The following is a 13,597-nucleotide window of genomic DNA, read 5'->3' as shown; positions in this document are numbered from 1 at the left end:
GAGACGGGGCCCGCAAGGGACCCGGGTAAATCTCCGCGTGCGGGATGCCTCGGGCATCACCACCAAAGCTTCAAATCGGACACGATGTCCGCCGTGCATCCCGCACCCCTCTCATCGCTCCAGGGCGCAAGCCCGTGGAGGGTTTTGTGTTTCCTCTTCTCCAAACACACAGTTTTTCCCGGAAGCGCGCAGCGCTGTCCGGGACCGAATGGACGCGGCTCACGCTTCACGCCGGTCGGTCGGTCCCGGATCTGCAGCCTGCCTGCGCAGGCTTGCATCCGGGAAAAATGGAAGAGGTTGAAATGAACACTTCCGCTTTCCCCGGGCTGAACATTTATTCCGGGGGAAGTGGAGTTCGGGGGGGAAGAAACCGCCTCAAACCCGTGAGATTCTACCGCCGGAGACCGCGTGGCGGGCGCCGGTGGTTGAGGGGAGGCTGGTGGGCAGGCCGCGTTCGACGCGGACCGCGAGCCAGGCGAAGGCCTCGGCTTCCAGGAGATCGCCGCGCCAGCCGACGGCCTCGACCGGTTCGGCGGCAACACCCAGATGTTCGCCCAGCATCCGCATCAGGGTCGGGTTCAGCCGGCCGCCGCCGGTGACCAGGAGACGGTCCGGCCGGCCCAGGCGTTCGATGGCATCGGCGACACTGCGGGCGGTGAAAGCGGTCAGCGTGGCGGCGCCGTCGGGCGCGGCGAGATTGCGGACGGGCTCAAGAGTGAAGTCCCAGCGGTCGAGGGATTTGGGCGGCGCCAGCGCCAGGAAGGGATGCTGCAGCAGATCGTCCAGCGTGGCGTCATGCACCCGCCCGGATGCGGCCAGCGCCCCGTCGCGGTCGAATGCCTCGCCGGTATGGCGGGCGCACCAGGCATCGATCAGCCCGTTGGCCGGCCCCGTATCGAAGGCGACCGGATCGCGGCCAGGCGCCATCCAGGTCACGTTCGCGACACCGCCCAGATTGAGCACGGCGACCGCCCCGTCCAGCCCGGCATGATCGGCCAGCGCGCGGTGATAGAGCGGTGCCAGCGGCGCGCCCTGCCCGCCAGCCAGCATGTCAGCGGTGCGGAAATCATGCACGACGTCAACGCCCAGCCGGCTGGCCAGCTCCGCGCCGTCGCCGATCTGCAGCGTCTGCCCGCTACTGCCGCCCGATGGCGCACGGTGCAGCACGGTCTGGCCGTGAAATCCCACCAGTTCGACCATGCCCATATCCAGTCCGGCCGCGGCGGTAACGCGCTCCACGGCTTCGGCATGACGGTCGGTCAGCACGGCTTCGGCGCGGCGGAAATCCGGCGCCGGACCGGTGAACTGCCAGTCCAGCGCGGCATCCACGGCGGCCTGCAGGATGGCCCGGTCCTCGCGGGTATAGGGCACGGTTTCGCCGGGTCCGAAGGACGCGATGCGCACGCCGTCGGTCTCGATCAGGGCGGCATCGATACCGTCCAGCGAGGTGCCGCTCATCAGTCCGATCACGCGTTTCATGTGCGGCCCCTCTTTTCTCGGCGCAAAGCTCGACCTAGAAGCGCTCTATCAGGAGAGCGATCATGAGCGATTACAAGTCCGAACTCGTGCGCGTGCTCGTCGAGCGCGGCTATCATTTCCAGTCCACCGACCTTGAAGGCCTCGACAAGGCGGCCAGCGAAGGCGTGGTGACGGGCTATATCGGATTCGACGCCACGGCGTCCTCGCTGCATGTCGGCTCGCTGGTGCAGATCATGATGCTGCGGCGCATGCAGCAGGCCGGCCACAAGCCGATCATCCTGATGGGCGGTGCAACGACCAAGATCGGCGATCCGACGGGCAAGGACAAGGTCCGCGCCATGCTGGACGACGAACAGATCGCGGCCAACAAGGCAAGCATTTTGCAGCCCTTCTCGCGGCTGATGTCGATCGGCGACGGTCCGACCGACGCCATGGTCGTCGACAACAACGAGTGGTTCTCCGAGTTCGGCTATCTGGAATTCCTGCGCCGCTTCGGCACGCATTTCACCATCAACCGCATGCTCACCTTCGAATCGGTGAAACAGCGCCTGTCGCGCGAAGAGCCGATGACCTTCCTGGAATTCAACTACATGCTCCTGCAGGCGGTCGACTTCCTTGAACTCAACCGGCGTACGGGCTGCACGCTGCAGCTGGGCGGCGGCGACCAGTGGGGCAATATCGTCAATGGCGTGGAATTGTGCCGCCGGGTCGACCAGAAGGAAGTCTACGGCTTCACCACGCCGCTGGTGACGACGGCGTCGGGCGCCAAGATGGGCAAGACGATGGATGGCGCGGTCTGGCTGAATGCCGACATGCGCAGCCCGTACGAATACTGGCAGTTCTGGCGCAATACCGAGGACGCCGATGTCGGCCGTTTCCTGCGCCTGTTCACCGATCTGCCGCTGGACGAGATCGCCCGGCTGGAAGCGCTGGAAGGCGCCGAGATCAACGATGCCAAGGTGCGCCTGGCCAATGAGGCGACGACGTTGCTGCACGGCGCCGATGCCGCCCGCGAGGCCGAGGCGACCGCGAAACAGACCTTTGCCGGCGGCGGTGCGGGCGACGCGCTACCCACCGTCACCTTCGACATGTCGGACGAGGCCGTCACGCTGGTCGGCCTGTTCGTCGAGGCCGGTCTGGCCGGTTCGAACGGCGAGGTGCGCCGCCACATGAAGGCCGGCGCTGCCAAGGTGAATGACGCCCCGCTGACCGATCCTTTCGCCCGTCCGACGGCGGATCTGGTCGTCGACGGCGCGATCAAGCTGTCGGTCGGCAAGAAGCGCCACGCCCTGGCCAAGCCGGTGTAGGAGGCGGGGTCGTACATACCTCTTCTCCCGCGGGGCGAAGGTGCCCGACGGGCGGATGAGGGGGACATCCCGATGCCGGCGCGTGATCGCCAAACGCGGTTTTTCCCCCTCTCCCTCGATCCCTCTCCCGAGGGAGAGGGGGGTGGAGTTAATCGTCCGGCCCTGTTTCTTCAGGCGTGTCTTCCGGCTCGGGAGCGGCCTCCTCCACACCGGCATCGCGCGCCCGTTCCCGGGCGGCACGTTCGGCGGCCGTGCCTTCGAAAATGCGGCGCAGCAGGCCCGGCGCCAGTGCGGAAAGCGGGTTGGCGAAGACCGTCAGACTGTCGAACGGCCCCTCGACGGAATAGGTGATGCCGATCACGCCTTCGCCGGGCCGGGAGACCAGGATATCGCCGATCACCGGCACGCCGCCGAACAGGGAGTTGAGCGCGTAGGACGGTGCGAGATTGCCGTCGATCGCCGTCCGCTCGGCACCGAAATCGATCGTGCCGGCCGCTGTCACGCCAAGCGCATTGCCGGCAGCACGGGCATCGCCGATCGTCATCAGGCCGTCCTCGTAGAGCAGGTCGGCATCGATCCGGTCGAAGACGATCCCTTCGCCATTGAGCAGCGCGGCAAGCCCCTGGAAGGAACCGGCGGCGAGGATCCGGGCCAGGATCGGCACGCGAACGAGCGTCAGATCGGAGATCTCGAGCCGGGCCGACAAGGGGCCTTCCGTGCCCAGGGGCGGCGCAGACCCGAGCATCGCCATGCGTCCGCCCAGGGCATAGGATTCTACCCCGAACAGCGAGGCGACCCGCTCGACACTCGGCGCCTGCAGGCGGAATTCGCGTGCTCCGCCGGGTTCACTGGCGCCAAAGGCAGCCTGGAAGGAGCCGTCCATGGTCTGGCCGGAAACGGAGAAGGCACGGATCCCCTCTGCTTCGCTGCGCCAGATCAGATTGAAATCGTCCAGCACCGAGCGTTCGGACAGGATGAGCCGCGCAATATCGGCATTCACGGACAGGGGCATCATCCCCCCGCCCTCACCGAGCGACGTCAGCTGGGCCACGAAATCGGACACATCGACATACTGGCCGGACAGCTGCAGATCGAGCGGCGCACCGGCGGTTTCCGGCACGACCAGCCGGGCCGAGATATCCGCCAGGCCCTCAATGAAAAGCCGGTCGAGATCGACGCGCTCAAGCCGGGTTCCGGCCCCCATGACGAGGCTGCCGGTTACTTCCATTCCCTCGCTGCGGGCGGCCAGCGCGTCGACGGAATAGCGGCCCGTCTCGTCCACGGAGATACGCAGTTCAGCTTCGCCGGGCACGCCGGCAGCCTTGCTCCACACGCCGCCGGGCGTTTCCAGCAACGCCTGCTGCAGATCGGCATGAAGATCGATCGACTGGAAATCCAGACCGTCCGAAACCGCTTCGCCGGTAAGACGGATGGGACCGTCGAAATAGCGCCGCACAGGAATATTGAACACATCCAGCGTCGCCGCCGTGACATCGGCGGACAGGCCGATCCGCGTCGAGGCGGCATCGTCCGGCAGGCCGAACGTCTCGGTCCAGTCGATATGCACCGGTGTTTCGCCGAACAGCGCATCACCCGAGGCTTCCAGCCCCTCCTGGCGCGCAGATATCGCGATCTCGCCGCCCGTAAGCTCGATCGGTGTCCCGGGAACATTCAGGCTGACATTGCTGAACGTGCCATCGATGAAGAAGGGTATCTCCTCGGGCGGAACATCGGTCAGCATGGCCCGGCGGATCTCGAAGCGCATCTCGCCCTGCCCGCCGACGAGCGCCGGGTCGAGTCCGTATTCCGAGGGCAGGTGCAAAGGCGGTTCGTCGATCAGGGCCAGAATATCGGAGGCATCGCCGCGGGCCACGCCGCCATAGCGCGCCATCGCGCCCTTCGGATTGAGCCGCGGGATATCGACGAAACCGTCGACCAGTTCGATATCGCCGATACGGCCGCTTTCCATCGCGACCTCGAACGCATTGCCCCGCAGGACAGCATGGCCGCGCCCCTCGACCAGCGGCGTCATGGTGGAGATGTAGAGGACAGAAGCGTTCTCGAAGTCGAAACCGAGCGTCATGCGCTCATTGTCCATCTGCTCGGCCTCGATATCCTCGGCCCGCAGATCCAGGTCGAAACGCGCATTGTAGAAACGGCCGCCCAGAATACGCTCCTGCACCCAGCTGCGGGCGCTGTCGGCCAGCTCGACCGGCCAGTAGGCCAGCACGGTCGCGGGTTGCACATCGCCCACGATCGGGCCCGTCAGGCGCAGATTGGGAAGAAAGCGGCCATCCTCGGCGCGGCTCAGCGACACCTCGCCGGCCAGCTCGGCGCGGATGGTATCGACAGCGAGTTCGAGCCGGTCGAGCGTCGCTGCATACTCGTCCAGCCGGATGTCGCCCTGGGCGATCAGCGCTTCCCAGGAGGGGTCGCGTTCAAACACATCGCCCAGCGCCACGAAGCCTTCCCCGACACGGATATCGAAGCGGCCGCGGGTCGGCAGGGCGCCGCTATAACCGCCGATCTCGGTCACCTCGCCCTCAAGGCGGGCCGAGAACACATCCGACTCGATCCAGCCCTCATGGATGCTCATCGTGCTCTCAACCGGGTCAAAACGGGCCGAGAGGTGCGCGCCGGCGATCCGGCGGGCTTCACCCCCCGTCAGGATTTCACCATCGCCCACATCCAGCACGATGGAGGCCGTGCGGATTCCGCCCTGGCGCGTCGCATCGACAACAAAGTCCAGATAGACCGGCGCATCCACTGCCCGCAGCGGCGCCAGGGGGCCGCTGTCAGGCAGCACGCCGGCAGGCGATAATTGCTGGAAGCGCGCCTCGAACAGCAGCGTCTCCAGATCGGCGCCGGCCTGCAGACGCAGCTCGACCGGCGCAAAGCCGGACGGTGTCGCGAACTGGCCTTCGATCTCGGCCAGAATGCGCGTATCGTCACGCTCGAAACGCACACCGGCATCATCCACCAGCCAGGCGATCCCGCTCTGGGCGTCGACGATCCGCACGGCCGCCTCTTCGATACGCACATGCTGCAACCGGCTCAGGCGGCTGGCGGGATTTTGCGGATCCGCCAGAAGCTGGAACAGGCTGGCGCTCTCATCGCCGCCCCGCTCGGGCAGTTGCGCATTGGCCGCCACGCGCTCCGCACTGCCCAGTCCCGCCCCGACAGCGCCATCGGCCCGGCGGACGAGCGAGAGCGAGCCGCCCTGGATGTTCAGGGCGACCGGTTCCAGCCGGCCCAGCAAAAGGGAATCGACCGCCAGACCGGCCTCGATGCGCGGCGCCCGGGCAATGACGTCACCGGTCTCGTCGGCAACCGTGACATCACCCGCCATCAGCATGAGGGCGCGTGTCTGGGGGTCGAAGCCGGCCTGCAACCGGCCGAGCGCCACGACATCGCCCTCGAAGGCCCGGGCCAGCATGTGCTGGGCATCCTCGCGCAGGAAATCGAGCTCGACCGGACCGCTGGACAGACGCCACAGGACTGCAGCAATGCCGAAGATCGCCAGCGCCAGCAGGACGGCGACCGCCTCGAGCAGGTAGATCAGGCTCCAGCGCAGGGATTTGCGCAGCATCAGCGCCTCCCGACCGCAGCGGGAAGACTGGACGCGCCGGATTCTACGCGCATTTTACACTCATCAGCCCGCATCCACGGTAACAAGCGCAAGAGGGATATGATGAGCGAACTCAAAACCGGCGACCTTGCTCCGACTTTCAAACTGCCCGCCGATGGCGGAAACGAGATCGACCTGGCCGATCTGCGCGGCAAGACCGTTGTGCTCTATTTCTACCCGAAAGACGATACGCCGGGCTGCACCACGGAAGCCATCGACTTCACCCGTGCACAGGCCGACTTCGAGGCTGCCAACACGGTCGTCATCGGGGTATCCAAGGATAGCGTGCAAAAGCATGACAAGTTCAAGGCCAAGCATGACCTTTCAGTGGCACTGATCGCCGACGAGGCCGGCGAGATCTGCGAAGCCTATGGCGTCTGGGTGCTCAAGAAGCTCTATGGCCGCGAATACATGGGCATCGAACGTGCGACCTTCCTGATCGGTCCGGACGGAAAAATCGCCGAGATCTGGCGCAAGGTGAAAGTGAAGGGCCATGCCGACGCCGTGCTCGAGGCGGCCCGCAAGCTCGCCTGATGAGCGACGAGACGCTTCTTCGCCTGGCGCTGCGGGTTCTGGAAACGGCGGAACCGCGCGCCAAGGCGGCGGCGGCACGCGAGGCAGCCCGGGCCTGGACCGGCGGGGTCGTACCGCTTGGCGAGCCGGTCGAGGCGCCTGAACGCCCGGCACGGCCTGCTGAACCGGTCTGCGTGGCGCCCGGCAAGGTTCCGCGCCGGCGGCTGAATACGCTCGCCGGCCGCTGCGCCCTGATGCACGCGATCGCCCATATCGAGTTCAATGCGATCGACCTCGCCTTCGACATGGTCGTCCGCTTCGCCCATGATTCGGCGCTGGACGATGCCCGGCGACCGGAATTCGTCACCGACTGGGTCGGTGTCGGCGATGACGAAGCCCGCCATTTCGAGATGGTGGCCGACCGTCTGGAAGCCATGGGCAGCCATTACGGCGCCCTGCCCGCCCATGACGGATTGTGGGATTCGGCCCAGACCACGGCCGGCGCACTGGACGCCCGGCTTGCCGTGGCCCCCATGGTTCTGGAGGCGCGCGGACTGGATGTGACACCCGGCATGATCGAGCGGCTCATGTCTGCCGGTGACCGCGAAAGCGCCGAAATTCTTCGGATCATTTATGAAGAAGAAGTGGGGCATGTCGCCGCAGGCGCCCGCTGGTTCAGATACTTATGCGAAAAATCGGGCCACGAACCGGCGTCACATTTTCAGACCCTGGTAACCAAATATTTCCGCGGGCGCCTCAAACCTCCCTTCAATACCGATGCGCGCAAGCGTGCCGATCTGCCGGCGGATTTTTACGGCCCCCTCGTCTGAGACGGCGCAGCTCTTGCATTGGCGTGTATTGATATCCAGCGGGCTTTTGTGTCACATGCTCGCGCAGGGAATTTGGGGCAGGCAAAATCTAAGCGGCGTAACGCATGTTATCACGAGTCAAAGAAGCTGTTTGGGGAACGGCTCAGCGCTGGTTTCCGGATCGGCAGATCTATCACCGGAGTGACGGGCAAGTCCGTTATTTCGCGATCTCCACCGGCGTCCAGATCGGCGCACTCCTCGGGGCGACAGCTCTGGCGGGATGGCTGTGCTTCTCGACCGTTTCCGTCGCTTTTCACGGGCGCGCCATCGCAGCAAAGGATGCCGAGATCGAGCGCGACCGGATCTACTATCACCGCATGGTCGCTGAGGCCCAGGCCAATGAGGCCACCGTCATCTCCTTCATGGAATCGCGCATGGAGGAGTTCGACCGCACCGCGTACGAATTCCAGATGCGTCACGAGACGCTGCGCCAGCTGGTCAGCTTTGCCGAACAGCTGACGGGAACCGAGATGTCGCCCTCGCCCGCCCTCGACGATGGCCGGGTCCTGATGGCCGCAGCGCCGGCCGACCCGTCTCCACGCGAGGCCCGCGATCCGATGGCTGCCGTCGCCTCTGTTACCTCCGACGCGCCGGAAGACCAGATTGCCTATCTCATGGGCGAGCAGGATGCCGTGCTGGCCCGTGCCGAAGACGCCACCGAAGCCCGCCTGCAGAATCTGCGCGCTGTTCTGCGTCTGACCGGGCTGGACATCGAGGACGTGATTGCCGATCAGCGCGAAGGCGAAGAACGCGGCGGTCCCTTCCATCCGATTTCGGAGACCGACCTTTTCTCCGCCGGCTCCAACCCGAACTTCGAACTCGATGACGCTTTTTCCTCGCGCATCAACCGCATCGCGGCACGCCTGCTGGAAGTGGAAGAACTCGAGGACTTCGTGACCTCCGGCCCGCTGGGAGTGCCGATCGGCGACACCTATCGCCGCACCTCGGATTTCGGGGTCCGGATCGATCCGTTCAACGGACGCCCCACCTCGCATTACGGCCTCGACTTTGCCGCCTACCGCCGGGCACCGATCATTGCGACCGGCCCTGGCGAAGTGATTTACGCCGGTTGGCGGTCGGGCTATGGTCGCACGGTGGAGATCGACCATGGTTACGGCTTTGTGACCCGTTACGGCCATCTCCACGAAATCGCAGTGCGACGGGGCGATACGGTTGACCGCGGACAACTCATCGGGGGGATGGGGTCCACGGGACGCAGTACCGCGACCCATCTGCATTATGAAATTTGGTACAACGGATCGGCTATCGATCCGGAACGTTTGTTGAGAGCCGGCCAGTATGTTCAACAAGGCTAAAGAGACCTCGTCCTCCGACAGCGGAGCGTCGTTTGCCCCTCCCCCGAAAAGGACCGCCATGAAATCGAAAGCTCCGTCCATTCTGTCCAGCGATCTGGTTCTGACCGGGTCGATTGTTTCCGACGGCGAAATCCAGCTCGACGGCCAGGTCGACGGTGATGTTCGCGCCGGATCCCTGATCATCGGCGAGGACGCCTCTGTCTCGGGCGAAGTTTCTGCCGAGACCGTCGTGATCCGCGGCAAGGTGACCGGCAGCGTCCGTGCCCGCCAGGTCCAGCTGGCCTCGACCGCACGTATCGAGGGCGACATCGTCCACGCGACGCTCTCCGTGGAAGCCGGTGCCTATTTCGACGGCCACTGCCGCCACGCATCCGATCCGATGCAGACCGGCGACGCACCGAAATCGGCCAAGCCGAAGGTCGATGCGCCCAAGGCCGACAGCAAGCCGCCGGCCCCGGGCAAGCCCGATCCGCTCGACTCGCTCGAGCCGCCGGTTGCGGCATCGAAGTCCGGCTTCTAGCCCGGATCAAAATTTCAGAACGACAAGACCGGCGCCTCCCCAGGCGCCGGTTTTTTCTTGCCTGCAGCACAATTGGCAACGGTCTTGGCGGCACTGGCACACATTGAAAGATATGTTTGTTTTATAAACTTGTTGGTGATACATGTCAGACAACCTGATCGGAGACTGTCATGTCCAGTGAAACCTCAACCCGCCTCCATGCGCTCGACGCCGTCAGAGCGATCGCGCTCCTGCTCGGCGTCGTGCTGCACGCCTCGATGTCCTTCATTCCCGGCCCGCCGGTCTGGATCGTGCAGGACAATGCAGCCGCCACGGAGTTTTCCCTGCTTTTCTATGTCCCGCACATGTTCCGCATGGTGCTGTTCTTCCTGATCGCCGGCTATTTCGCCCGGTTCGTTCTGGAGCGCCGCAGCCTTGCCCGCTTCGCGCTCGACCGCGGGCAGCGGATCCTTCTGCCGCTCGTTACACTCTGGCTGCCGATATTCATCGCCATCGCCAGCGTCTTCCTGTGGGGCGTGGCAAAGGCCAATGGCGGCGAACTGCCGGACCAGGAGGCTCCGCCCCTCACCGTCGGCACATTCCCGCTGACCCATTTGTGGTTTCTCTACCTGCTGACCGGCTTCTACCTGGTCAGCCTCCCGCTCACGGCCCTGATGCGCATGTTCGACCGCAAGGACCGCACCGGCAGCCTGATCGACGCAGCAACACGCGTGCTGGCCACAACACCACTGGGCGCCGTGGCTCTGGCCTTGCCCGCCTTCGCCTGGTTCGCCACAGCGCCGTTCTGGATGCAATGGTTCGGCATTCCCACGCCGGACACCGGCCTGGTTCCGAACAATGGCGCCCTGATCGCCTACGGCACGGCCTTTGCGGCCGGCTGGGCCGTCCGCCGCAACAGCGACCTGGTCCTCTCTGCCTGGAAGCGCAGCTGGCACATCAATCTCGCCGCCGCCATCGCCTTGACGATTGTGTGCCTGTCCATCACCGGTATCGAGCCGCTGCTGATGCCGGCACAGCCGGGGACGGACCGGCTGATCTATTCCGCCGCCTATGCGCTGGGTATCTGGACCTGGACATTCGGCCTGACCGGGCTCGCCCTGCATGTCTTCAGCCGGGCCAGCCGCACCTGGCGCTATCTCGCCGATGCATCCTACTGGGTCTATCTCATGCACCTGCCGCTGGTAATGGCGCTGCAGATCGCCCTGTCGGACGTCGCCCTGCCCGGCGTGCTGAAGCTGACCCTGATCGTCGTGTTCTCGATGGTCCTGCTGCTGGCGAGCTATCAGATCGGTGTCCGCCACACCTGGCTCGGCCTCTGGCTCAATGGCCGCCGGCCCAGGCAGGACGAGCGCTCATCCGGCCTGCCAGTTGCCGATAAGGCCTCCGCGTGAATCAATTCATACTGCCCGGACGTGACCTGCGAAGGCCCGTCCGGGCCCTTGCCCAAGGGGCAGATCATGACCGACAAGCTTGCTGATGCCCGTGCCGACCTCGCTTTCATGCGCGGTCTGGCGACCGGCGATGAAACACCCTCCCATTCCCTGGGACTGGTCCTTTTCATCTGCGGCGGCCTCTATGCCGTCCAGACCTTCATCCAGTACCTCTCTTTTGGCGGTCATGTGGATCTGCCCCCACTCGCCGACCTGGCTGTCGTGGTGATCGCGAACGCCGGTGTGCTGGGCACGATCATCACGGTCACCATGCGCGACTGGTCGAAGGGACCGAAAACCCTCTCCGGCCGCGCCTATGAAGCCGCCTTCATCGCCGCCGGCCTGATCAATCTGTGCCTGGTGGTGATTTTCGGCCTGATGTCCTACCGCACCGGCAGCGCGGAACCCTGGCTGCTGCACGCCGAAGTCGTCTTCGCGCTGTTCGGCGGCACCTGGTTCATCGCTTTCCGCCTGCGCCGCCGCCTGTGGCAGGGCGCCGTCTCGCTCGGCTGGTTTGCCGCGGCCATCCTGCTGGCCGTGAACGGCGTGAATAACCGCTTTTTGCTGATCACCAGCCTCGCCCTCCTGCTGCTGATGTCCCTGCCGGGCTATCTGCTCATGCGGGCAGCGCGGCCAACGCAAGCAGAGGCATGACGGCACGACCGTGAGCAGTATCGACGACATCGACGACATCATTCACGGACGTATCCGGCTGGGTGTGATGACCCATCTGGCCAATACCGATGTGGCCGATTTCACGGAACTGAAGACGGTGCTCAACGCGACGCAGGGCAATCTGTCGATCCATCTGCGCAAACTCGAGGACGCCGGCTATGTCGCCATCGACAAGAGCTTCCTGAACCGCAAGCCGCTGACCCGGGTCCGCATGACGCCCGCCGGCCGCAAGGCTTTCGCCGCCTATATCGAGGCGATCGGCCGGCTGCTGGGACAGTCCGGAGATAAGGACGGCTAGAGCGGCAGCCCCGAGAACAGGCCCATGGGATGATGGGTCCGGGCGACGGTGACGATGAAAAGAAAGACAGTCGCCGCGGCGGCGGTCGCGACGAGCCGCACGGGTGCCGGACGCGCTGGCCGCAAGGCGATGATGCCCAGGGCGATGTAGACGATCAGGAGCACAACCTTCACCGTCAGCCAGGCATCCGCAAAGGGGTATTGGCCGGTCACCACGGTCAGGGCGATCGCCGAGACCAGCAATACGGTGTCGATTGCATAGCTGCTCATGCGCACGGGCCGCAGGCGGGGCCAGCCGGCCCCGGCCAGATTGACGGCAATCGCGCGGACGAGGAAGAAAACCCCGCTCAGCGCAATCGTCGTCATATGGATATGGCGCAACGCGATGTACCAGCTCTCCATGTCGTCAAACCCCGCTCGCCCGCCTAGCCCTCGGCCTCGTCGTCGCCCCCGACACGCGCGGCCAGGGCTGCCGCCATGAATTCGTCGAGATCGCCGTCCAGCACGCCGGACGTGTTCGAGGTTTCGACATTGGTGCGCAGATCCTTGACCATCTGGTAGGGCTGCAGGACGTAGGAGCGGATCTGGTGCCCCCAGCCGATCTCGGTCTTGCTGTCGGCTTCGGCCTGGGCCGCGGCCTCACGCTTTTGCAGCTCGATCTCGTAGACCCGCGCGCGCAGCATGTCCCAGGCCTGGGAGCGGTTCTTGTGCTGGGAACGGTCATTCTGGCACTGCACGACGATCGGCTTGTCCTCGCCGGGCATGTCGTAGGTCAGACGTACGGCACTGTCGGTCTTGTTGACGTGCTGGCCGCCCGCTCCCGAGGCGCGATAGGTATCGGTGCGCACCTTGGACTCGTCGATCTCGACATCGATCGCATCGTCGATCTGCGGGTAGACGCCGACCGAGGAGAAGCTGGTGTGGCGGCGGGCAGAGCTGTCGAAAGGCGAGATCCGCACCAGCCGGTGCACACCGCTTTCCGTCTTCAGCCAGCCATAGGCATTCTCGCCCTTCACCAGCAGCGTGGTGGACTTCAGGCCCGCCTCTTCGCCGGCCTGCTCTTCCATCGTTTCGACCTTGTAGCCATGCGCATTCGCCCAGCGCGAATACATCCGCGCCAGCATGGCGGTCCAGTCCTGGCTTTCCGTACCGCCGGCACCGGAGTGGATCTCCAGGAAGGCGTCATTGCCGTCAGCCTCGCCGGAGAGCAGCGTCTCCAGCTGGGCGCGGCGCATACGCTCGGCCAGCTGCTTCAGGCCGGACACGGCCTCCTCGACCATGTCCGCATCGTCTTCCATTTCGGCCAGTTCGATGATCTCGATGGCGTCGGACAGCTCGCGCTCGGCCTCGACAACGGTCTCGATCGCCGACTCAAGCCGGTTGCGCTCGCGCATCAGGACCTGGGCCTTCTGGGGATCGTTCCAGAAGTCCGGCGCTTCGGATTTCGCGTTCAGCTCGTCGAGGCGTTTCTGGGCAGTATCCCAGTCAAAGACGCCTCCTCAGCAGGCCCACTGCCTGCTGGATTTCATCGGAAAGGCTCTGGATTTCAGGTCGCATGATGGC

At 65.1% G+C, this 13,597-nt stretch carries 12 protein-coding genes; 8 read left to right on the top strand and 4 right to left on the bottom strand.

Going from position 1 to position 13,597, the window contains the following annotated elements:
* Positions 1-375: 375 nt before the first annotated feature.
* Positions 376-1,479, bottom strand: a complete 1,104-nt coding sequence (locus tag JJ918_RS14800) for an anhydro-N-acetylmuramic acid kinase (protein ID WP_291888970.1) — start codon at positions 1,477-1,479, stop codon at positions 376-378.
* A 62-nt stretch (positions 1,480-1,541) separates the two neighbouring features.
* On the opposite strand from JJ918_RS14800, the gene tyrS reads away from it, so the two are divergent.
* Positions 1,542-2,786, top strand: a complete 1,245-nt coding sequence (gene tyrS, locus JJ918_RS14795; RefSeq protein WP_291888967.1) for a tyrosine--tRNA ligase — start codon at positions 1,542-1,544, stop codon at positions 2,784-2,786.
* Positions 2,787-2,934: 148 nt separating this feature from the next.
* Here tyrS and JJ918_RS14790 read toward each other — a convergent pair whose 3' ends face one another.
* On the bottom strand, positions 2,935-6,375 hold the full coding sequence (locus tag JJ918_RS14790; RefSeq protein WP_291888964.1) for a DUF3971 domain-containing protein: 3,441 nt from the start codon (positions 6,373-6,375) through the stop codon (positions 2,935-2,937).
* A gap of 102 nt (positions 6,376-6,477) precedes the next feature.
* Between JJ918_RS14790 and bcp the strand changes: the two genes are divergently transcribed.
* From bcp to JJ918_RS14755, 7 genes are all read left to right on the top strand, one after another.
* Positions 6,478-6,948 carry a thioredoxin-dependent thiol peroxidase gene (bcp, locus tag JJ918_RS14785; protein ID WP_291888961.1) on the top strand — a complete coding sequence of 157 codons (471 nt, stop codon included), beginning with the start codon at positions 6,478-6,480 and terminating at the stop codon, positions 6,946-6,948.
* Entirely contained in the window at positions 6,948-7,757 is an 810-nt protein-coding gene (locus JJ918_RS14780) for a ferritin-like domain-containing protein (RefSeq protein ID WP_291888960.1), read from the top strand. The genes bcp and JJ918_RS14780 overlap by 1 nt, the downstream gene beginning before the upstream one ends.
* Before the next feature lie 104 nt (positions 7,758-7,861).
* Positions 7,862-9,112: a peptidoglycan DD-metalloendopeptidase family protein gene (locus JJ918_RS14775; RefSeq protein ID WP_291888957.1), complete on the top strand. Its 1,251-nt coding sequence runs from the start codon at positions 7,862-7,864 to the stop codon at positions 9,110-9,112.
* Between the two features lie 58 nt (positions 9,113-9,170).
* On the top strand, positions 9,171-9,632 hold the full coding sequence (locus JJ918_RS14770; protein WP_291888955.1) for a polymer-forming cytoskeletal protein: 462 nt from the start codon (positions 9,171-9,173) through the stop codon (positions 9,630-9,632).
* Positions 9,633-9,802: 170 nt separating this feature from the next.
* Entirely contained in the window at positions 9,803-11,023 is a 1,221-nt protein-coding gene (locus JJ918_RS14765; RefSeq protein ID WP_291888954.1) for an acyltransferase family protein, read from the top strand.
* Positions 11,024-11,089: 66 nt separating this feature from the next.
* A complete protein-coding gene (locus JJ918_RS14760) occupies positions 11,090-11,716 on the top strand; it encodes a hypothetical protein (protein WP_291888951.1) in 627 nt (208 codons plus the stop codon).
* Positions 11,717-11,726: 10 nt separating this feature from the next.
* Positions 11,727-12,035 (top strand): transcriptional regulator, encoded by a 309-nt coding sequence (locus tag JJ918_RS14755; protein ID WP_291888949.1) that lies wholly within the window; start codon positions 11,727-11,729, stop codon positions 12,033-12,035.
* Here JJ918_RS14755 and JJ918_RS14750 read toward each other — a convergent pair.
* Together JJ918_RS14750 and prfB are read right to left on the bottom strand one after the other, a co-directional pair.
* Positions 12,032-12,436, bottom strand: a complete 405-nt coding sequence (locus JJ918_RS14750) for a SirB2 family protein (RefSeq protein WP_291888946.1) — start codon at positions 12,434-12,436, stop codon at positions 12,032-12,034. The genes JJ918_RS14755 and JJ918_RS14750 overlap by 4 nt on opposite strands.
* A 23-nt stretch (positions 12,437-12,459) precedes the next feature.
* Positions 12,460-13,591 (bottom strand): peptide chain release factor 2 gene (gene prfB / locus JJ918_RS14745; RefSeq protein ID WP_291888943.1). Its coding sequence is split into 2 segments (ribosomal slippage): positions 12,460-13,521 and positions 13,523-13,591, totalling 1,131 coding nucleotides; the frame shifts between segments, so codons are not numbered across the junction.
* Positions 13,592-13,597: the final 6 nt, after the last annotated feature.

The organism is Maricaulis sp. (assembly GCF_017642925.1).
Taxonomy (GTDB): Bacteria; Pseudomonadota; Alphaproteobacteria; order Caulobacterales; family Maricaulaceae; genus Maricaulis.
Note: the sequence above shows the minus strand (reverse complement) of the source record. Positions and strands in the feature narration are given on the sequence as shown.